This is a genomic window from Prevotella sp. tf2-5, assembly GCF_900115435.1.
GTDB lineage: Bacteria > Bacteroidota > Bacteroidia > Bacteroidales > Bacteroidaceae > Prevotella.
Genome location: NZ_FOWK01000007.1, coordinates 1 through 21,681 on the forward strand (window position 1 = coordinate 1; position 21,681 = coordinate 21,681).

Below are 21,681 nucleotides of genomic sequence, written 5' to 3' on the forward strand. Positions count from 1 at the left end.
AGCGGTCTGACATCAATCACCATTCCCAGCGGCGTGACAACTATTGGAAGTTCGGCGTTTCAAAATTGCAGTGGTCTGACTTCTGTCACCATTCCAAACTCTGTGACCAACATCGGTAGTGAAGCATTTCGGAATTGCAGCGGTCTGACCTTCATCACTATTCCAAACAACGTAACGAACATTGGCAGTTCTGCGTTTTATGATTGTAGGGGTCTTACTTCTGTTACCATCCCTAGCAGCGTTACTTCAATTGGAAGTAATGCATTCGTAAATTGTTATAAACTCGAAAATATTACATTAAATAGTAATAGTATAGTTTCAGCTAATCGTAGTTCCAACTCTTCTCTTGTATATATTTTTGGAAAATATGTTAATAACTTGATAATTGGAAATGATGTAACAAGCATTGGAGCTTATGCCTTTTATAATTGTGAATTCTTAAGTTCTATCACTTTTTCTAATAGTGTAACAAGCATCGGAGCTTATGCCTTTGGAAATTGTAAATACTTATCGTCTATTATTTTACCCGATAATGTCACCTCTATTAGCAATTATGCATTTAGAAGTTCAACAAAATTCTACACAAAACACAAAACATGGACATTATTTAATTTGTGGAATGGAAAATATAACAATATTTATGAACAAGAGACTTCTAAATCCCTTGCTCCTCCTTACCTCTCTTGCCCATCAAGGACACAGACGAGTTTTGCTATTGAAATCAATAATATGTATAGTGAATATACTTACGAATATAACGGAGAAGAGGTAACAAGCAGTTCGATTGAAGTAAAGAATTTATATCCAGATTATTCAGGTACACAGTATGTCTATGTCAAATTTGGAGAAATGTCTTATAGATGTGAAAGCTCGTTTTTTACTCAATCTATTTCACCTTCTATTAATGTTACCAGCATAACAGCTTCATCACTCTCTGCAAAAGGGACATATACTGAAGGTAATGCTGAAATTGCAGAAATAACCATCAAACTTAATAATAAAATAATTGAAGGAAATAACATTTATGTAACAGGTCTAAATCCAAATACTTCTTATCAGGCAACCTATACTATTACTATTAAATATGGCGAGAATCTTCAATACACTCGCGACTATACCAAAACATATAATATGAAAACCGAATCTCTAACCCTCACAACCCAACAGCCAAAGGTAGTATCTCTTGGTAATGTTATTGTGGCAGCAGAATCAAATATTGATGATGAGGAGAAGAATGTAGGCTTTGAGTGGAGACGCACAGACTGGACTGATGATTTCGCGTCAAATACAGGAACAGCAAATATGTTTGAAGGAACGATGGAGGGATATATCCGAAACTTAAACACCGAAAAACTCTGGAAGTTCCGTCCTTATTACTTGGCTGATAATGGTACTTATTACTATGGTGATTGGATTGGAGTTGATCCCACGAATACCTCTTTCTTTGAGCCAACAGTTCATACTTATGACAAGATTGAGGTCAACGGTAACACTGCACTTATAAAAGGATATGCCTTAGGTGGATCTGACGATGTGATTGTTCAAGGATTTAAGTATTGGAAGAATGCGGGAGGTACTTCTAGCAGAGTTTCCGCAACAGATATTCCAAGCACGGCAAAGACAATAGAAGCGAGTGGCACTGTAATGGAGGCAAACTTACCTGATCTTGATTACGATAGCTCATACAGTTATGTTGCATTTGCCACGACTTCAACAGGTACTTACTATGGAGAGATCAAGACCTTCGATACAGGCAACAATCCAACGGGTATTAATACTATCAAGATAGATAATACATCTACAGAAGACGTTCATGAGATAGCAAGATACAACATGCAGGGACGCCGTATAGAAACTCCAGAAAAAGGTATCAACATCGTTAAGATGAGTGACGGAACAACCAGAAAGATTTTTGTTAAATAGTTAGTAACACTCTATAAAGATAAAGCACGCATCCTTTGGGACTGCGTGCTTTATTATACCATGTGATTTTTGTATTTTAATATCACAACATCACCAAACTTGCGCAAATGCCGATGGACAGAGGGTGGAGACTGGTGATGTTTGTGGTGATGTTTGTGATGTTTTTGGTAAAAAGTGAGCAATTTTCTTGTAAATCAGGAGAATTTTTTATATCTTTGCAGATGTATTATCAACAGAGATAGTATCAACTAAAAACTAAAATTTTATGGAAGAAAGAAAACTTAGTTTTCAGGATGTCCCATGGGGGTATCATTTGTGTTTTAACAGCAAGTGTCCGAAGGCGGACGAGTGTTTACATTATCAAGCAGGGCTACTGGCTCCTGTCACGATGACGGCAGGTACAGCCATCTATCCTGCCGCATGGAAGAACGGAGACTGTCAGCATTACCGAACGTGCAAGCCCGTACAGTTGGCATACGGCTTCAATAACCTGTACCGCCATCTGCCCTCGTATCTGGCATCTGAGGCACGGATGAGAATCAGGACATATCTGAGTAGTGGCATGAGTACCTACTATCGCTATCACCATGGGGAGCGACTGATGTCACCCCAGTTGCAAAAGGAAATCCTCGGCATCATGGCACGATATGGGAGCACGGAAGGACTTTCCTTCGACCATTACGTTACCGCTTTTGACTTCACATAGAGGCTTCGGGAAGATTCCCACGCTGGGAATCCATCTTTCCCACGAAGGAAATCTGTCATTCCCACGTAGGGAATACCCCTGCTCCCCTAATGGGAGTCAATCATTCCCTTAATGGGAACACATATTTAAAACCATACTTAATAACGACTAATGATGATACTAACACTTGTTAGAACAGACAAGAAGAATAAAAAGCACCTGAAACGACAACAGGTGGAGAGTATGTTACCCATCGTCAGCGACAATGCTTATGACGACATTGTCAATACACTACGCAACTTTATCCCGTTTTCCACGGAGTATTCCGAGTTTCCGTATATGCACAGGTTACCTGTGGTCTATCCTTCTGTGGCTTTGAGGAGTGACGCAGAGGGTAACGCAGTCATGAAATCATTCAGCGGATGGCTGACACTGACAGCGGGACCACTATGTAGTCATGAGGAGGTGGAGGCTGTCAAGCAAGCCACACGTATCCTGCCTTTTACCATTGCGGCATTCGCAGGAAGCAGTGGGAAGACGGTAAAGATTGTTATCGGTGCTTGTCGACCGGACGGCAGTCTGCCCCAGACACAAGAGGACGCGGAGCGGTTTTGCCAGCAAGCCTATCCGATGGCAGGAGGTCTCTATGAGGTCGTACTGCGCACCGTCCATACCAACAACCGTCTTACCATCGGTCCTGCCGTAAGGGCAAATGAGAACGGTTTGCTGATGACAGGATTCCGCATGACCTACGACGACTCACCTGTCATCACCAACCGTACCCTACCCCTTCTGATACCAGAAAGTTCAGCTACTTCAACACTTCTGGAAAACACCATCGACACAACAGACAACCAAGAGGACACGTCGGATTCCCGCATTGGGAAAGAGACACGTGAGTTGATACAGTTCTTGGAGGACCGTTATTCCTTCCGCATGAACAAGGTGATGGGGTATGTGGAATACCAGCGGAAAGACAAATGGCACTACGGGTGGATGGCTGTCGATGAGCGTGTGCGAAACGGGATAGCGATGGAGGCACGCCTTGCAGGACTAAACGTATGGGACAAGGACATCCACCGTTACCTGAGATCGAGTCTTGTCCGTCCATACGACCCTATTGACGAATACCTCTGGAGCGTACGGGGACAATGGGACGGGAAAGACCATATCGGCAGACTGGCAAGGACGGTGCCGAATGACAATCCTCATTGGGAACAATGGTTTCGCACGTGGTTCCTGGGCATGGTGATGCAATGGCGGGGACATCAGACACGCTATGGTAACTCCATGGTGCCCCTCCTTATTTCCCAACAGGGTTACAACAAGTCGACTTTCTGCAAGCTGCTACTACCCCCGGAACTGCAATGGGGGTATACGGACAATCTCGTGCTTAGTGAGAGAAAGTCGGTGCTGCAGGCAATGAGCCAGTTCCTGCTTGTCAATCTCGACGAGTTTAACCAGATCTCGCCCAAGGTACAGGAGGGTTTTCTGAAAAACCTTGTACAGTTGGCAAGTGTCAAGGTGAAACGTCCCTATGGCAAGCATGTGGAGGACTTTCCTCGACTTGCCTCCTTCATCGCCACCTCGAATGTGGTTGACCTGTTATCTGACCCCTCTGGTAACCGCAGGTTCATCGGGGTGGAACTGACAGGACCGATTGATGTCAGTTGTCCCATCAACTATCCGCAACTGTATGCGCAGGCTATCACCTTGCTGGACCAGAAAGAGCCTTACTGGCTTGATGAGCAGCAGACCCGTCTGGTGATGGAGTCAAACAAAAAGTTCCAATTGCGTTTCCCCGAGGAGATGTATTTCGCAGAATGCTTTGAGATTCCTGACACAGAGAAGGGTGGTCAGTGGATGACAGCCGCGGCTGTCCATCAGGTCATCAAACGGTATGCTGGTTCGGCTATCCAAAACAGTAATATACGCAGGTTCGGTCGCTTCCTTGCCAATATGGATGGACTACGACAGCGTCGCACTCGTTTCGGAATGGAGTATTTTGTGAGTCAAAAACCAACAAAATAGCTCCCAAATAGCATAGAAACATCACAAACATCACCACTAACATCACCAAGCTCAGCCCTCTGTCCATCGACATTTGCGCAAGTTTGGTGATGTTGTGATATTAAAAATAACAAAAAACACTCTGGGATGCAAATTACGAAATAATGCTGAAACTTTGCGTATTTGCAAAATAGTTCGTATCTTTGCAACTGGAATATTCACTTAAACAAATTAGATATGAAGAAAGTAATTGTAAGTGCCATGATGATCATGGCTTTCCTGTGCTCCACTACAACGGTGAGCGCACAGTCGGACAACAAGCCCAAGGCTAAGAAAGAATGCTGCGACAAAAAAGCTGAGAAGAAGGATTGCTGCAAGAAGAAGGCTGAGAAGAAAGCTGACTGCTGCAAGAAAGATGCTGAGAAGAAAGACTGCTGCAAGAAGAAGGCTGAGAAGGCTGGCTGTGGTGCAGACTGCAAGAAATGTACGGAGTGCAAGGCTACTTGCAGCGATACCAACTGCAAGGACTGCAAACACAAAGGACAGTGTAAGAAGAACTGCAAGAAATAATCTGTTGCTGAGTAGTCTCAGTATAGGATTACGAAATTCAGGATTAAAAAACGTTAAAATAATAAAGGTGTCCTGACTTCTGGGACATCTTTATTGTATTTTTGCACCCATGCTGACAGAGAAGACGATGGAGAAGTTGCGCATCCTGACGGAGTCGGCGAAGTACGATGTATCGTGCTCGTCGAGTGGAACGGTGCGCAGCGGTAAGAAAGGAATGGTAGGCAACACCGTCGGGGGAATAGGTATCTGCCACTCTTTTGCCGATGACGGGCGATGTATCTCACTGCTGAAGATCATGCTCACCAACTACTGCATGTACGACTGTGCCTACTGTGTCAACCGTCGTACAAACGACATCCAACGTGCTACCCTCTCCGTCTCGGAACTGGAGGAGATCACGATGGAGTTCTACCGTCGTAACTATATCGAAGGACTCTTCCTCAGCAGTGGTGTAGTGCGTAACCCCGACTATACGATGGAGCGGTTGACTGCCATTGTCCGTGACCTCCGCACCATCCACCGCTTCAACGGCTATATCCACCTGAAGGCAATACCTGGTGCCTCGCAGGAGTTACTTGCCGAGGCAGGACGCTATGCCGACCGTATGAGTGTGAACATCGAGATTCCCAAGGAGGAGTCCCTGAAGGCACTGGCACCAGAGAAAGACCATCAGAGCGTGTTCCAGCCCATGCGTCTCATCCAACAGAGTTCGTTGGAAAACAAAGAGGAGCGTAAGAAGTTCCGTCATGCCCCCCGTTTCGTGCCAGCAGGGCAGTCGACCCAGATGATTGTGGGTGCCACCAACGAGACAGACAAGGACATCCTGCAGATGTCGTCGTTGCTCTATGGTCAGCCCACCATGCGCCGTGTCTACTATTCCGGCTATATCAGTGTGAACACCTACGACAAGCGGCTGCCTATCCTCAAACAGCCACCCTTGGTGCGTGAGAACCGTCTCTACCAAGCCGACTGGCTCTTACGCTTCTACCATTTCGACGTCAACGAGATTGTAGATGATGCCCACAGCCACCTCGACCTCGACATCGACCCGAAGTTAGGTTGGGCATTACGCCATCCAGAATATTTCCCTGTGGACATCAACCACGACGATTATGAACGTATCCTCCGGGTACCCGGCATCGGTACGAAGTCAGCATGGCTCATCGTCAACAGCCGTCGCTTCAACCGACTCACATCATATCATCTGAAGAAGATGGGCGTAGTGATGAAAAAGGCAAAGTTTTTCATTACCTGTGGAGAACTTACCAGTCAGTTCTCGCAACCTATTGTCGGTATCAACGAGCTGCACCCAGAACGTCTCCGCCCCCTCCTCGTCTCCAAGGCACAACAAAAGAGAGTTGCCGACGAGCAGCAACTCACCCTTGATTTCGAAGAATAAACTTTATTATCGACTCATCTTTATAAGCGGCAGATCACTCCCATCTTGGTCTCAAAGGTGCTGGCATGCACATTGTCGTGATACTTGTAATAGGTGCGACGAACGAAGTAAGAACCCTGAACGATGATGCCCCATTGCTTCGTCAGATGGATCTCCAGCACGGGATTGATGATCAGCAGTCCGGCATTTCCCTTGTCACCCTGAGCATTCAGATAGCGCAGGTCATAGCCCGTCACTTCCTCGAACTTGTCTTTGTCGTCAGCAATAGAGCGCAGATAATCTGCCGTGAATTCGCCATTGTCAATGCGTTCCTGCAGTGGTGCCAGCTTATCCTCGTATCCCTTGAATGTAAAGATTCGGAAATACTTGGCGTTCAGCGTGAGGCGTGCCGTGTTGCCAAAGTCGAGCACCGTCTTCGTCTTGATACTGAAACCGCTACCCATATTGTAGTCGCGCTCGATAATGTTGAAATAGTCGCTCTTGGTACCACCCAGCAGAATACCGCTCAGGAAGATGCGCTGTTCAGCACGGGTGAGCGCTGCCTTGGGATGCTCCATCACAAACATAAAGCCAGGACCGAACGATGCGGGCTCACTGATGCGGTAGGGTGTCAGGTTGGAGCCGTTCTTGATGGGTTTGGAGTCATAATAGTTGTAGTGCTGATAGAAACCGAACTCGCCATACATACTCTTGCCGTGTTCGTTCTTTGCCGTACGATCGATGACGGGTGTGCTCCACAGACGCCCCATGATGTTGATATTGTTGATGACGGGTTGGCTACCGCCGAAAGAGAATGTAGCATCGAAGTCGAAGAAGTCGAAAGGCTTGGTGTGCTTTTCGCCGTCGGCACCCGTACCATAGACAAAGCCAATGTTTACATACGGGCAGTAGTCGCCGCGGAACAGGGCACCATCGTCAGCCACATAGCGCAGACCGGTCGAGAACGAAGCCTGGATGGGTATCTTATGGAAGTCGTGATAATGGTAGTGATCTTGCTTGACGCGCCAAGCATCACCGCTGATGATACGATGCAGTCCCTGGATGGGGTTTAACAAAGTAGCCACTGCCTCACGCCAGAAGCGGTTCCAACCGCGAGCACGGTCGTCGAGTGGCGTAAGACTCAGTCGGTGCAGTGTCTCACCGATTGCCATACCGCCGCAGGTGGTAGCGAAGAGGTCGTTGATGGCAGGGGGGTCGGTCTCGCCGAAGAATTCCCATTCTGCCGATCCCAACAGGGCGAAGGGTGCCGCCTCCCAATAACTCAAGCCGTTGGCACGCGCCGCATTGAAATAGAGGTTGCCATGATAGGGGTGTGCGAACATGTTCATCGTGAACAGGTCGTTATCCCACACCATACCCTTGCGGAAGTTGTCGCCAATGCTATGCAGCGTAGTCTTTACGAAGGGCTCCTTCAGCAGATAACGGTCCATCAGATGCACGCCGACATTGATACCGGTTACCTCGAGGGCCGCACCCCAGAAACGTTTTTTGGGTTCAAGGGCCATCGTGCTATCGCCCGTCTCCTGATAGTCATCAGCCACCTTCTTCCTTAGACTGGAGTTCTGCCAGAGGTCGTCGTGATTGCTCCTCTGACGACGAATGGTCAGACCCATTTCGAACAACGGACGGTTTCGGTAGGTCTCGTTACGGTTATAGTAGCGGGTGAGTCCCCACCCCACAGAGGCAAAGGCGCCGAAACGCTTGCTGAACTGGTAGTCGGCATTAATACGAGCCTGTAAGGAGTACAGACGCTCGGGGCCTTCGTCCGAGTTCTTCTTGAAGGTCTCCACATGATAGTAGCCGATATCACCACTCAGGCTCCACTTCGGCGACAGTTGGAAATACTGACCAAGACGATAGTAGATAGCACCGGAGAAACGACTATTAAAACCCATAAAATGCGTGCCGGCACCTAAGATATTATAGGTACTCTTGTTTCGATAGCGTACGGCGAAATTCACCTTGGTAGAAGAACCTCCATACAGCATCCAGTCAATGGTGGTCATCGGGTTGATATTCACCAGACCGATCTTATGACCGATGCTGTCATTCGACACGTTGACCAGTCCTACCTGCCAACCCTTCGGGCGCTTACGGGCGACATTGAACACACCAACCTGTGCACCGTTCAGCGAGTCGGCATAGTTGACGGCTCCTAACTGCAAACCACGCATCATGGAAGTCGAGACATTCATGATGGCGGACAACTGTGCGCCGCGGTTCATGCCGTCCGTAATGTTACTGATACCACTTAACTGCAGACCGTTAAAGGTATGTCCTGATGTGTTGGTGAAACCCGACAACTGGAGTCCTTTACCACCGTCGGGATTCACTGACGAAATAACGCCCAACTGGAACCCCTTCACCGTGTCCTGTACGCTGAAAATGCCCACCGGGAATTTCTGTGCCATCACACTGACGGTCGTGCACCACAATAGGGCAACAATACTTATCTTCTTCATCTTTATCCGTTTATTTCATGCAAAGGTACAAAAAAAAAAACAAAATTCAGTGTCTTTTTCTATTTATAATGTGTCCTGTGGTATAATTCAATACTACTTTATGCTGTTATATTTTGCACTTCGGCTTTTTCTTCGTACCTTAGCGGTCGATATGTTAGTATATACCTTCGACAAGACAATGGATGGCATATTGTCTGCCGTCTTCGACGCTTACTTCCGCCATCAGCAACCAGACATGCTGGTGTGCGAGGGCTCCCAGTTACCACTGTTCTGCGAGGAGGTATGGCAAGTGGTGACGACAGAGGAGAAGGCGTCGAGGGTATGGACAGGACTGGAGAAGCGGGTCTCCAAAGAGGCCCTGAGACTCCTGATGGTCAGTTGGCAGTCAGAAGAGGAAGACCTGCCCACTCCCCTCTTCCACTATATCTACAAAGTATTCGGAACCAAGGGTATCGAACGCAACTTCTCTGATCCTGACGTGCTGCATGTGACGAATACGGCACGAAGGGTGATGCACGAACAGTTGCGCATGAAACAGTTCATCCGCTTCCAGAAAACGAAGGACGGCACCTATCTCGCTGTGGTATCGCCCGACCATAACGTACTGCCTCTCATCACAAGTCATTTCCAAGACCGCTTCGGCGACCAGTCGTGGCTCATCTATGATGCCAAACGACACTATGGCTATTATTATGATGCCTCCCCTCAACAGGGGAGGATGGAGGGGTCTCCCATCCGCATCACTTTTGAGGATGAGAATTCCTTGCCCTTTGATTTGTCGAACGGTAAGTTAGACGAGGCGGTTCTTAGTGAGAACGACCAACTTTTCCAGGACTTATGGCGCACCTATTTCAAGGCTGTCTGCATCAAAGAGCGCATGAACCCCAAGAAACAACTCAGCGACATGCCCCGCCGCTACTGGAAATACATGACGGAGAAGCAATAATCATTCCAATCAGAAATACGTTTCTACGGCAAAGTGGAACTGATCAATAAATATTTGCTTGAAGGCGTAAAGGTTGTTCTGCTCGTAGAAGATAAGCATCGCTTTTTTGTAGTCAACGCTGTCTACGGTACGAAACGACAGCGGACAGTAGCCATTGGCTATCAAAATGGCATTGCTGGTGATGCGGGCCGTTCGCTTGTTGCCGTCACTGAAAGCCTGAATATAGGAAAGTAGGAGCAACGCAAGCAGGGCTTTTTCAAAAACATCCACCCGAGAATTGATGAGGTCACACATATCTTGCATAGCCTCACGTATTTGAAATTCATTATCCAGTGGATGATAGTTGGTGCCTGTGATACCCACACGGCGATGACGAATGCCCTTATCTACCGATAATTCCTTTGTCAGCAACGTATGAATGTCCTCGATATGACTCAGTGTCAGTGTTTGAAGGTAATCGGGATTGTCCAAAATAAAACGTAGCGCATCTTTATGGTTCAGTAGCATCACAGCCTCTTCCTTGGTTTTGCCATCGGCTGTCTTGCTCTCGCGTAATAGCCGCTCGGTCTCCAAGAGCGAATAGGTATTTCCTTCTATCTGAGATGATTTCCAACTCAGGTCAATACCCAGTCGTTCCATTTCCTTGCGGTATTCGTTGTCGGACATTTCGTTGACGTGGTTGCGAAACTCAGCTTGCAGACTTTCCAGCACTTGCAGTTCCTCACTAGTGAAGAGCTGTACCTGTGGTAACAGCTCACGAATCAGGTTGAAGTTAAACGAGGTCTGCACCTGCCTTTGGTCAATATCCTTTTCGAAATAGGTATCGAGATTCAACGGTGTCAGCAGATGCGTCTGTGGTGAGAGGCTATAGCGTGTAGCCCGTGCTTTACCAGTCACGACTATTTCGCCATCTTTTACACCTGCAGCAATCTCACGCTTCAGAGTAGCATCGCTGCCCACAAATGCTATGCCAAGCCCTATCTCCTCACGTGACGACAGCGGATGATAGTGCAGGAATTCCAGTATCTCTTTCGATGCACCCATAATCTGTTTTCTTGGTTTATCGGTGCAAAATTACACAATTTTTATTATTTATCGGATCAAATTACACTTAAAATGCACTTTATTCGTTGATTTTTGAGCCAATACCATGATTCCAATAGACATAACATGCCCCACCGCTACTGGAAATACATGACGGAGAAGCAATAGCCATTCCAATGCCTGGAGAATGTATCTCCGTCAATTAATGAACATCCCCAGGTACAGGGTGGTATGCATTAATTTCATTACGAATCTCACTGGTCATTTCCATATAGGTAGTCGTTTTGCCCTTAATTGTTACCGCAAAGAACCTAGAACCGTCGTAGGTACCCATGGAATAATTACCCGTGAAAGTTTCTTTTGGGGTCTTAATAGTTATCTGACTGTCAGATACTGAATAAGTAAAGTTTCCAACTTCGTATACAGCCTCATATTCGCACAAATGATACAAAGTCTGTGTTCCTGTGCCATTGGAGTTTAACTTAATAACTTCCACATAAAAATCATTCTCATCATAGGATTTGACAAACACCCATTCTCCGACATAGGCGCCACCGCCTCCTCCGCCACCATTAGAGCCGCCATCATCATCACTGCCGCAACCAACAAATAGTGCCATTGCGGTAAACATCAACATCATTGAAATAATCTTCTTCATAGTTTAATCATATTAGAGTTAGTAATTATATTGCAAAGATACAGAAACCGCACAAACTTTGCAAACGGCAAAAGTCGATGAATTAACTCAAATGGGACGAAATGCCGTTGAAGCGATGAAAATGATGTATAAGAGGGAGAAAATTTTCACTTCAATTACTGTCTCCACTGCATCACAAAACCTGTCACGGTGATTCTTCCACTATTTCCCTACACAAAATACAGAAAATTATATTTATTCAACAATACTTTGCACATCTCCTCCATCAGTAGACGCCGACTGCCAGAAAAGACAAAGTTGACGTTCGACAACTTCTGAATATGCGTACGTAGCAGTGCTTAAGGGTTTCATATTGAATTACTTCAGTTCACGAACCAGCAGACCAGGATAGAAACTGCCACCACTTACCTTCTCGAAGGTGGTGAAACCCAGTGTGGCATTCTCTGCTCCTTCCTCCGCAGCCATGTAACGGTTGTCCCATATCTTGTTCTTGACAGGTCGGATGACCCCGACACGTTTATACTCGACATGTCCGTTCTTGTCCTCAACAGTCTCCAGTACCTCATAACGACTATTCTCCGTGATACCCTCTTTTAGTCCTATCTCACATGTCAGAGGCTGGATACTCCTTAAAGGAGCTTTGACTTTGAACACCTCAAAGTTCTTTTGGAGATTGGCGATATTCTCATCGAAAGCACGTTGACAAGCCTTACGCACCATCTGTTGGGGTTTCGACTCGTTGATGCCAGCAAAAGACACATCTCTACCATTGCTCTCCTGCATACCAAGATACCTCAACGAGAATTTTCCCCTGTTGTTCTCAAAAGCCTCTTTCTTCGACTCGTCTTTACCCTCTGTATAGACATTGTTATACCAAAAAGACGAGATATCATCATCCCATACCAATTGGTACAGATATGTCTTTATCTTGACATTAAACCCTTTATAGCTGGCTATTAAGTTGCCCAAGTCCTTTTGTTCTAATGCATTGCTGTTTCCTTGCAGGAGAGCAGATCCCTTTAATACGGCACTAACGACACCTCCGATGACAGAAGAGCCTTTACTCTTGTCGATATAGCGGATATCGTTGACCAAGACAAACGTGCTACCAATCAATTCCTCACCCGCATCCCTCAACAAAGCATCCTTTCGGATAGAGAGTGCCGCTAAGCGCTTGTCCACTTCAGAAGCATTCTGGTAACCACGTTCCTGTACCAGTTCCATGTCACAAATGCCATCGCCTCTTTTGCGATGAAACCACTTTGCGACAAGTCGGCTTGCTACCTGTTGTTTCTGAAGGAAAGCATCGAAATCATTCATCTCGGAAGGGTTCGACGATGCATTGACGATAAATCCCCCGTGCTTGTTGAGCCCTTTAACCTCAATCTTCTTGTCAGAAGTATAGAAGACCTTCTTGCCCAGCCCGTGATCATTATATTTGTCAGGTACTGGCATCTCATCGAAAGCATTCTCTATCTCTTGCTCGTAAGCCAAGCTGCGATGCCCTATCATCATGGAATAGATAGAGCCACGACGATAGAGGAAGATGGAGTCTTCTGTCTGACAGAAGACAGCAGAAGACACCATCAGTAATATGGCGATAAGGCCTTTTCTCATTGTCGAATCATCTTAATAATCCCAATCTTCCTGGAGATTGTCAAAAATCCGCACCTCGTCAGGTGCCTTTTCTGTCCACAGCTTCTTTTTCTTCATATACTTCGTGTTCTCCTCTGTGATTTTCAGAATCTTATCAGGATCCTTGTTGCCATCAATCAGTTTAATATCAGAGGGAACTTCAAATTCTGAGTCCTCTACTTTGCGCGGTATGATAGACTTTGTTTCACTGTCAAGATACATTAGGAAATCAAGATTCAGCATATTGTTCGATGTCATGGAAGAAGTGTTATTGATGTATTTCAGGGGGGAACCCTTTACTCCAGGAAGGAGAGGAACATCTTCTGTAGAGCCTAGGCATGAAGGATCGCTACATACTGCAAACTGATGATTCATTATCGTAGTGGATTGCGTACCTGCTGTATCCGTTTTTACCTCCGACTTCACCTGATAGATGTCACACTTGTATCCTAAGATGACCATGGTCTCACCTGTTTTCACCACATCATTCTTCTGTATGGCTTCTGTCTCTTTTTTGTTGGCAGAAATGCTGGTGTTCTGATAATAGCCTTTCTTGATATATGGGAAATAGGTGGTGGTCTTCATATTGTCGCCATCCTTCTCCACAATTGTTACGCTGTTGTTGTAAGGTGTCAATGACTTGTACTTATTAAAGCCTTTAAAGATAGTTGTTGCTGTATAGGTTCCGTTAAATCCGGCACCATTCTTTTCAACTTTTTTCATTACTCTCTTCAGAATCATTTTTGCTAAAATGTTCTTGGTGAGCACCTGCGACTTCATTTTCGTAACAGAATGAATTTGAGTTGTTATCTCTCCCTCACAAACAGGAGCTTCCTGTGCTACAGCATTCCCTAAGCCAATTATCATTGACAAAAGGACTAAAATCATCATTTTCTTCATAGCTTATTTGTTTTTAGTTATTAATATATGGTTTACCTCACAAACATAAAGGTGGGATTGTTGGCTTGCTGATGCTTGGCATAAGTGACAGCCACTTCCTTTGCCGCATCAATACGCTGCTTCTCCAGGCTGACATTGTCCTCGTAGACTTTCAGTCCGATATCCCAAGGGGTGTTCTTCTCTGCCTTCGCCTTTATCTCACGCATCAACTCACCAGCTGCCGCATAACTGTTGGACTCAGGATCAATCTGCGCTAATAGATTAGCCGCCTCAATAGCTGCCTCACTGTCAGTCCGTGCACCCCAGATCGCCTGTGCTTTGGTAAGCAGTTTCATTCCTTCCAGATTAACATGCGCCAGCCAAACTTCCTCCATCATCTTCAAAACAGACTCATAGCCATTCGTGCACTCTGGTATTCTCATCAACAAATAGAGAGCCTCATCATATTTGCGAGTCTGTTTCAGCATCCCCACTTTGGCAAGAGTCCTCTCCAAATTCTTATTGTAATAGTCAATGATACGGTCTTGTGCCTCATAGATAAAATGCTTCATGTCCTGATTCTTCGGAGAGAGACGTTTCACGGCATCATTATAGGCTGCCGCCTCTGATGTCCCTACACCATCCATATCGGTGGAATAGGATGAGAATACAACACCATCATCAACGTTCATCACTTTCAGACTCAATATCAACTGATAAACGACTTGTTTAGGGGGACCAGGAGTAACAGACTTGCCCATGACCTCAAACTCCGGAACCAAGGCAAACGAATGAAATTCCAACGACCCTGACACCCCATTGGCGGAAAGCAGTTGTCTCAATTTATTACCTATCATACGCTGCGTGGAGTTTGGGACAGGCTGGGAAGTGGTTTTAAAAGCCACTGCTATCGGCAACTCACAATCCTGTGCCTGCAAGGTCGGTAGTGCCGTACACATTATTAATAATATAGATATTATCTTCTTCATCTCTTATCACTATTTTTCTCCAACAATCAAGAGACAACGCCCCAAACCACGATTAACGACCTTACTGGTGATATTATAGGGGGCATTTCTCAAATAATTACGCAACTGACGAGCAAAAGCGTCTGCATCCATCGCCATTCCATTTGGACGATAAATCGGTATTCTAACTTGATCGAAGAGTAAATAGTTCTCCGTACCATCACTCTTGCTGTAACGATGCTCTACTGTATTATCATGCATCCACTCATCAATTACCTCTGCCAATTCCTTTCCACTATATTCTGTCTCAAAATCAAGGTCTTGACCATTGTCTGGGATCTGTAACTCTATCACCACTTCCCGACCTTTCTCCAATAAATCATCGAAGTGTTCTCGCAACTGGGTGGTAAAGGGGTCCATATGATTCTGAACCGCTTCCTCTATCAATACAGGTATCTCTGCGGAGAAAGAAGGGGCACCAGTACCCTCAGCGCCAGCCACTTGCTTATTGCTATAAGCATCCAGTCCACGAAGGTTATAGGTGATGGAGCGTTTGGGGCCATTGATGTTCACTCCCCAGTCAACTTCAATGATAATGTCTGCTCGGGCAGTGCGACGGAGACGATCGACGGGACTCTCTGCCAAGCCCGCACCAGAAGTCTTAGTACGTAACACACTATTCTCCTGACTGGTACGTTCAATAGACTTCAATGTTTGCGACATGTCCTGTAAAGGGAATCCTCGTTCTGCCATGAGGGTATTGATTTTACCTATCACCGCCATCAATTCGCGACTTGTCTGCATGGCACGCTTATAATCCGGGTAGGTCACAACCTCACCCATCACTTCCATTGACTCCATGCATCCGTTCTCAGAGCACCACACATCACTGGGCACAACCATCAACTTTGGCAGTTTTGCCTGTCCCATCATAGTGATGGTAAAACTCAGCAGTGCCATCACTGTATATATCTTCCTCTTCATCATTTTCTATTCTTTTTATGGTGTCTGTGATATAATCTTATCTTTTATCAGATGTTCACGGAGTTTAGGGCAAAGGACACGGACAGTAACACTCCATCGGGTTCCGAGATCACTTTTAACACTCTCACGTGACTTCTTCTTATTCTCATCTTTCAAGGATACGAAACTCTTGTACTTTCCTCCATCAGCGAAGAACTTGTTGAAATAGGCAGCATGACGCTCACGGGCATTGACCTCCATAATCATGGGACGCAGATTACAACCGTCCATGCCTTCCTTTATTCCTTTAAAGAGGACATCCCTCACAGCATTCTTCATCGCCTGTTCTACTGCATCTTTCCTCTTCTTGCCAAAGCCCCAGGCACGTAATGTCTGTGACCCGTCTTCCTCAACACCAAGGCATTGAGTCTCAAACCCGACACGGGCTGAATTGCCCACTTGTGCCTGAACACCTAAGGACAGCAGTGCGAACGTAATAATAATAATCTGTTTCCTCATATCATCCAGACTTTAAAATCCACTACTTAGTTTCTTTACCACACCAGCTTTCTCCAAGTCTTTGCGTAATTGCGACTTTGACACATTCACAATACCTGTTACCACGTATTGCTTACCCTGCTTGACTGTTTGCAAAGAACCTTCCACTATAGTACAATAGGACTCACAACCTCCACCACTTTGGAAGAATGGCTGGAAGAAATCACTGTATTGCTGTTCTACAATAGCACTCCCTGCTAATGGTGGTTGCGATACGCACCCTTGACCACCACTATAACCTCGGAATAACACGCCATGAACAGCACAGCGTTTCAAAATGTCATCACCTATTTCTTTCTTATTATCCACTACAGCCTTTACTTTGACTAATGAATAACCTTGAGTCCCAGAACCAGCACAACTAATCTCATAGTTCAAAGGGGTGTCTTTCTTCTTGGCATCCACTGTGGAAACCGAACAGAGAAGGAGCACGATTAAACATATCCAATAGTTTGTTTTCATTATATCTTATTTTACGTTAACAATTACATTAGGTTTTGGCAAAGATAACGTTTTTTCGTCTTTCCTACAAACAGAGATTATCAACGAATTCCGCTAAAAGGGAGATTTGTTCGTTAAGCCGCCAAAAAATCAAGACAAGGGGGATAAAATTCTCACAGGGATGTCAGTATAATTAAAAGGAATAATATCATTATTCCATTTATTTTCGTATCTTTGCAAAAACAAACGCCAAAGAAATGAAAGGTTTTTCGCACTGGATAGGAATAATTGCGACTGTCTTGGGATTCATCGCCTGCCAGCATAACGGAAGTTTTATGTCCCATCAGGAACTTGCCGACAAGGACAGCGACTCTATTTATATAGAACTGTCTATACGTAACAACAAATTCTATGAGGCGTATGCTGTCGACTCCTTTGTCCAAACGACGGAACGCATACACCAGTATCTGCTTCGTAACGAAAAACGGATGTCCAGGGACTTGCAACTGCTACGTGCCCAGTGGATGATGGCACGTGGTGTCTATTATGGTGCTTTGTTAGGAAGAATTGATTCTGCTCTCGTCTATACAGAAAAGGCTGTCCAACTGATGGAACAGGAGAGGATGAACCCTGACCTGAGAGTCGTCGGCATGACGAACAAAGCGGATTTCTATCGTCAGATGGGGAAACTGGACCTCAGTGCGGATGGTTATATGCAGGCATTAGCTGTCGCAGACTCTTTCCAGACAACCATCGACAGCAAGATAGCCATTAATCTGGGTATCAGTACTGTCTTTACCGCCATGGCGGATTTTGGTAATAGCAAGAAATGGTTTAAGCGTTGTGAGCAGCTTCTGCCACAGATGAAGAAGGCTGACCAGTTTATCTATTACAATAATCTGGGCAATGACCACTATCTGCAAGAGCAGTATAAGGAGGCGCTGCCCTGCTTTGAGAAAGCGGCATCACTGGTGAAAGACGACCCAGACAAGACTTGGGACTACTACACTGCACGTGCTAATATCGCAGAGATCCTCATTAGTCTGAAAGATGCCAATGCAGCCAGACCTATCGTAGAAGAGGTAGACTCCTTCTATCGGAAGGTGAACTTCCCTATGCTGCTTTACTATATCGGAACTTCAAAGATTGAGTTGGCACTGCTGGAAGGAAGGACAGCAGACGCCATCCGTATCATACAACAAGAGAACACCCCTGAGGAAATGATACCTGCCGCCAAGGTCATGCGGCTGAAAGCTGTAGAGCAAGTGTGGCAGAAGACAGGCAATTATACTAATGCCTACAAAACACACCAAGAGCTGCATGCGTTGAACGACTCTATCCAAACGGCAAACGTAAAGATGCAGATGAGTACACGACTTTTGGAGTATGAGCATGATAAGCAACTCATGGAACAAAGGCAGGAGATAGAACATGGTAAGATGACAAATCGGTTAGCATGGGTTTTGTTTGTCACGGCTCTGCTGGCTGCCATCTTGCTTTTCGTCCTTTATCTGATGCATCGCAGGAAGGGACGCATGCAGGCTCTTGAATTCAAACAACAACTTATCGAGACACGATTGCGAAACACCCGAAACCGACTGTCCCCTCACTTTATCTATAATGCCTTGAACCATGAGATGCTTGCGCAGATGGACGGCAAAACGGTAAACTTTGAAACATTGACACAACTTCTCCGCAGAGGTGTCGACATGGCAGACACGCTAGAGACCACATTAGAGGAAGAACTTGCTTTCGTCGACTACTATGTCTCTATTGAAGGGCAACAGATGGGCGATGATTTCCATTATGAGAAACTGATAGATGAGGGCATCGACATGTCGAATGTAAAACTTCCTGCTATGACCATTCAGATTTTTGTGGAGAATGCCATCAAACACGGATTACGATCTATCAAGCCACAAGAAGGAAAGGAACGACGGCTTTACATTCATGTCAGCAGGAAAGAGAATGCTACTTTTGTAGAAGTTCTTGACAACGGTAACGGACTGAAATACAACATAAGTAACAGCAGGAAAACTGGAATGAAGGTTGTTCAACAGACCATCCAACTGCTCAACGAGAAGAATCATATGCCCATCACTTTCGGAATAGGAAATTATCAACATGGTGAGACGAGGGGATGTCGTTCATGGATTCTCCTGCCCGATGAATATCAATTCTAAACGATACGGTTATGAACAAACAAAAACTGACTAGTGCCTATATCGTTGATGACAACCAAGAGGCTGTCGAGGTACTGGTACGCATGTTGGAGAAAAACTACTCCGTAGAGGTCGTTGGTACAGCCAATGACGCAGAGTCTGCCGCTAAAGGTATTATCGACAAAGAGCCAGACATCATCTTCCTTGACGTAGAACTTCCTAACATGTCCGGACTAGAATTCTGTAGTCTCATCCGCAGTGACATCAAACCAGAAACAAAGGTCGTCTTTTATACTGGTCATGACAAATACATGCTTGAGGCTATCCGCCGAGAGGCTTTCGACTACCTCCTGAAACCTGCCTCTGAACAAGATTTGGGACAAATCATGACACGCTATTACGAGAACAAGTTAGCGAGTGTCCCCCAAATAATACCCCATGAGAATCTACATCTTCCCATCATTCTGGTAGTGAATTCCTTAAATGAACACTTGACTTTGCAACTGGAGAACATCGCATTCTTCCGTTATAATCAAGATCGCAAACTATGGGAAGTCGTATGCACCGATAACTCTTGCTATATTTTACGCCACAGGACTACTTCTGACTTAATCCTCAACTACTCTACAGACTTCGTCCAAATTCACAAACGTTATATTGTGAATATCAATCACATCAAAATGATACAAGACTCTACCTGTATCCTAACAGAACCCCTTGAGGGAAATAGAGAACTTAAAATCAGCAAAAACTATCGCGCAAGCTTAATGGCAGCTTTTTATTCTTTGTAGAGAATGGATTATTAAGTATTTTTTCGTTCCTTTGTTGCGACAAAAGACGAAAGATTATGCAAGAGACCCAAGAAACAGCTCAGCGACATGCCCCGCCGCTACTGGAAATACATGACGGAGAAGCAATAATCATTACAATGCCCGTTATCATTGTCACCAATACCTTCTATACCCCTATTCCAATGCCTGGAATACCCCTATAACAGATACTGGAATCAAGCGTGGGAGATACTGCAAGCAGGCATCGCAGGCATCGGAATCAATAACCCCACTTTTGCGTGACAGTGACAGTTGTGACAGTAATCTTTGGTTGGTTTTTAACAGTTTAACAGTTAGCGAAAAAATCACAGATCACAGATCACAGTTTTTATTTTGAGATTGACCGAATCTATATCAAATATCAAATATCAGTTTAGTAAAAATAAAACACACAAAAAACCGTATATTTTATGTATATATATTATTATATATATAATATATATATTATATATATAATAAATTTGATATCACATTTTTTCAATTTTAATTAACTGATATTTGATATTTGATATAACCCTTTGTTAACTGTGATTTGTGATCTGTGATTTTTTCACTAACTGTCATCTGTCACAACTGTCACGCTTTATCCCTACCATCGGTTGAATACTTGTATAATACCAACTGTTAACTGTTTATGACATTGCGTCAGCTACATAAATCGTTGGATGTCGTTTTTTTTCGCCTTTTGATGCACGCATTTGGGCTCAAACCCAAATGCGTGCATGTGTTTTCATTCAAATGTATTCTTTTTAGCATACCTTTGCACCATGAAACTATAAATCAACATGAGCAAAGAACTCTTTAAGAGAATTGATTCTGTAATACGAAATGAACGACTCTATTCCAATGTGAACCTGATGCGTGAAGACGTGATGAGGCGTTTCGGCATTAGTCGTCATCGTCTGAATGACCTTCTGAACCAGCATGCTGGTGGATTGTCATTTCCTCAGTACATTAATGATATCCGTGTCAAGGAGGCTTACGAGCTGATAACCCATCACCCAGAAATGTCAATTACAGAAATTGCCTTTGAAGTAGGCTTCACACCTCCTAATTTGCGTGATCAGTTCAAGCGTCATTATGGCATGACACCTACGAAATATCGCACGCATTTGGTATAAAGCCCAAATGCGTGCATCATTTTTTTTGGTAGAATAGATGTTTTTGCGTATTTTTGCATTCGGTTATGAATGAAATCGTTTATATACCAAATCAAAACGAGACGGTAATCGCGTTTGTGAAGCGTGTGGTTGCAGAACAATCCGACAGAGAACTGCTGCGCATTGTAGTGCAGCTGGTGGAGATAGCCCTGGGGGAGCTGCAAGGTCGTCCTTGTAAAGTCAGTGTGACAACCTCAAAGCAACGTTTTACCTTGACGCTCCGTCATGGCGGTAAACCTATCGATAACCGTATGATATGGTTGATGGATGATCATATTGACCGTGCAAAATATCAATCTGACGGTGACGACTGGGTGCTGACCCTCCGTCGTGACATTCCGTCGTTTTACATTTCCCGTGAGGAAGATTAAGAAACTAAGACTATTGT

General features: G+C 45.0%; 19 protein-coding genes. 10 read left to right on the forward strand and 9 right to left on the reverse strand.

What is annotated here, in order from left to right:
• The 5 genes from BM257_RS08495 to BM257_RS08515 form a co-directional block, all read left to right on the forward strand.
• Positions 1–1,923, forward strand: a 1,923-nt coding sequence (locus BM257_RS08495; protein WP_092071087.1) for a leucine-rich repeat domain-containing protein, incomplete at its 5' end; no start/stop codon positions are given.
• A gap of 265 nt (positions 1,924–2,188) precedes the next feature.
• Positions 2,189–2,629: a DUF6078 family protein gene (locus BM257_RS08500; protein ID WP_143096809.1), complete on the forward strand. Its 441-nt coding sequence runs from the start codon at positions 2,189–2,191 to the stop codon at positions 2,627–2,629.
• Between the two features lie 150 nt (positions 2,630–2,779).
• On the forward strand, positions 2,780–4,639 hold the full coding sequence (locus tag BM257_RS08505) for a VapE domain-containing protein (RefSeq protein WP_092071093.1): 1,860 nt from the start codon (positions 2,780–2,782) through the stop codon (positions 4,637–4,639).
• 216 nt (positions 4,640–4,855) lie between these two features.
• Positions 4,856–5,188, forward strand: a complete 333-nt coding sequence (locus BM257_RS08510) for a hypothetical protein (protein ID WP_177216063.1) — start codon at positions 4,856–4,858, stop codon at positions 5,186–5,188.
• 109 nt (positions 5,189–5,297) lie between these two features.
• The gene (locus BM257_RS08515; protein WP_092071096.1) at positions 5,298–6,587 is read left to right on the forward strand and encodes a putative DNA modification/repair radical SAM protein; all 1,290 of its coding nucleotides are present in this window, start codon (positions 5,298–5,300) and stop codon (positions 6,585–6,587) included.
• Positions 6,588–6,607: 20 nt separating this feature from the next.
• Here the strand turns inward: BM257_RS08515 and BM257_RS08520 are convergent, their stop codons facing one another.
• Positions 6,608–9,049 carry a DUF3943 domain-containing protein gene (locus tag BM257_RS08520; protein ID WP_092071098.1) on the reverse strand — a complete coding sequence of 814 codons (2,442 nt, stop codon included), beginning with the start codon at positions 9,047–9,049 and terminating at the stop codon, positions 6,608–6,610.
• Between the two features lie 151 nt (positions 9,050–9,200).
• Here BM257_RS08520 and BM257_RS08525 point away from each other — a divergent pair, with 151 nt between their 5' ends.
• Entirely contained in the window at positions 9,201–9,995 is a 795-nt protein-coding gene (locus BM257_RS08525) for a TIGR03915 family putative DNA repair protein (protein WP_092071100.1), read from the forward strand.
• A gap of 9 nt (positions 9,996–10,004) precedes the next feature.
• Here BM257_RS08525 and BM257_RS08530 read toward each other — a convergent pair whose 3' ends face one another.
• The 8 genes from BM257_RS08530 to BM257_RS08565 all read right to left on the reverse strand — a co-directional run bounded on the left by BM257_RS08530 (position 10,005) and on the right by BM257_RS08565 (position 17,162).
• Positions 10,005–11,039 (reverse strand): Fic family protein, encoded by a 1,035-nt coding sequence (locus BM257_RS08530; protein WP_092071103.1) that lies wholly within the window; start codon positions 11,037–11,039, stop codon positions 10,005–10,007.
• Between the two features lie 202 nt (positions 11,040–11,241).
• Positions 11,242–11,697 (reverse strand): hypothetical protein, encoded by a 456-nt coding sequence (locus BM257_RS08535; protein WP_092071106.1) that lies wholly within the window; start codon positions 11,695–11,697, stop codon positions 11,242–11,244.
• Between the two features lie 357 nt (positions 11,698–12,054).
• Positions 12,055–13,314: a hypothetical protein gene (locus BM257_RS08540; RefSeq protein WP_092071110.1), complete on the reverse strand. Its 1,260-nt coding sequence runs from the start codon at positions 13,312–13,314 to the stop codon at positions 12,055–12,057.
• A 12-nt stretch (positions 13,315–13,326) separates the two neighbouring features.
• Positions 13,327–14,055 (reverse strand): hypothetical protein, encoded by a 729-nt coding sequence (locus tag BM257_RS08545; RefSeq protein ID WP_143096810.1) that lies wholly within the window; start codon positions 14,053–14,055, stop codon positions 13,327–13,329.
• A gap of 209 nt (positions 14,056–14,264) precedes the next feature.
• Entirely contained in the window at positions 14,265–15,200 is a 936-nt protein-coding gene (locus BM257_RS08550) for a hypothetical protein (RefSeq protein WP_143096811.1), read from the reverse strand.
• Positions 15,201–15,209: 9 nt separating this feature from the next.
• The gene (locus BM257_RS08555) at positions 15,210–16,166 is read right to left on the reverse strand and encodes a DUF6175 family protein (protein WP_255405666.1); all 957 of its coding nucleotides are present in this window, start codon (positions 16,164–16,166) and stop codon (positions 15,210–15,212) included.
• A gap of 12 nt (positions 16,167–16,178) precedes the next feature.
• Positions 16,179–16,661, reverse strand: coding sequence for a hypothetical protein (locus BM257_RS08560; protein ID WP_092071119.1), 483 nt, complete (start codon positions 16,659–16,661; stop codon positions 16,179–16,181).
• A 12-nt stretch (positions 16,662–16,673) separates the two neighbouring features.
• On the reverse strand, positions 16,674–17,162 hold the full coding sequence (locus BM257_RS08565) for a hypothetical protein (RefSeq protein WP_092071122.1): 489 nt from the start codon (positions 17,160–17,162) through the stop codon (positions 16,674–16,676).
• A gap of 236 nt (positions 17,163–17,398) precedes the next feature.
• On the opposite strand from BM257_RS08565, the gene BM257_RS08570 reads away from it, so the two are divergent.
• The 4 genes from BM257_RS08570 to BM257_RS08585 all read left to right on the forward strand — a co-directional run bounded on the left by BM257_RS08570 (position 17,399) and on the right by BM257_RS08585 (position 21,664).
• Positions 17,399–19,324, forward strand: a complete 1,926-nt coding sequence (locus tag BM257_RS08570; RefSeq protein ID WP_092071125.1) for a histidine kinase — start codon at positions 17,399–17,401, stop codon at positions 19,322–19,324.
• A gap of 11 nt (positions 19,325–19,335) precedes the next feature.
• Entirely contained in the window at positions 19,336–20,094 is a 759-nt protein-coding gene (locus BM257_RS08575) for a LytR/AlgR family response regulator transcription factor (RefSeq protein ID WP_092071128.1), read from the forward strand.
• An 824-nt stretch (positions 20,095–20,918) separates the two neighbouring features.
• Positions 20,919–21,254, forward strand: coding sequence for a helix-turn-helix domain-containing protein (locus BM257_RS08580; protein ID WP_092071131.1), 336 nt, complete (start codon positions 20,919–20,921; stop codon positions 21,252–21,254).
• Between the two features lie 65 nt (positions 21,255–21,319).
• Complete coding sequence (locus BM257_RS08585) at positions 21,320–21,664, forward strand: hypothetical protein (RefSeq protein WP_092071134.1); 345 nt, start codon at positions 21,320–21,322, stop codon at positions 21,662–21,664.
• Positions 21,665–21,681: the final 17 nt, after the last annotated feature.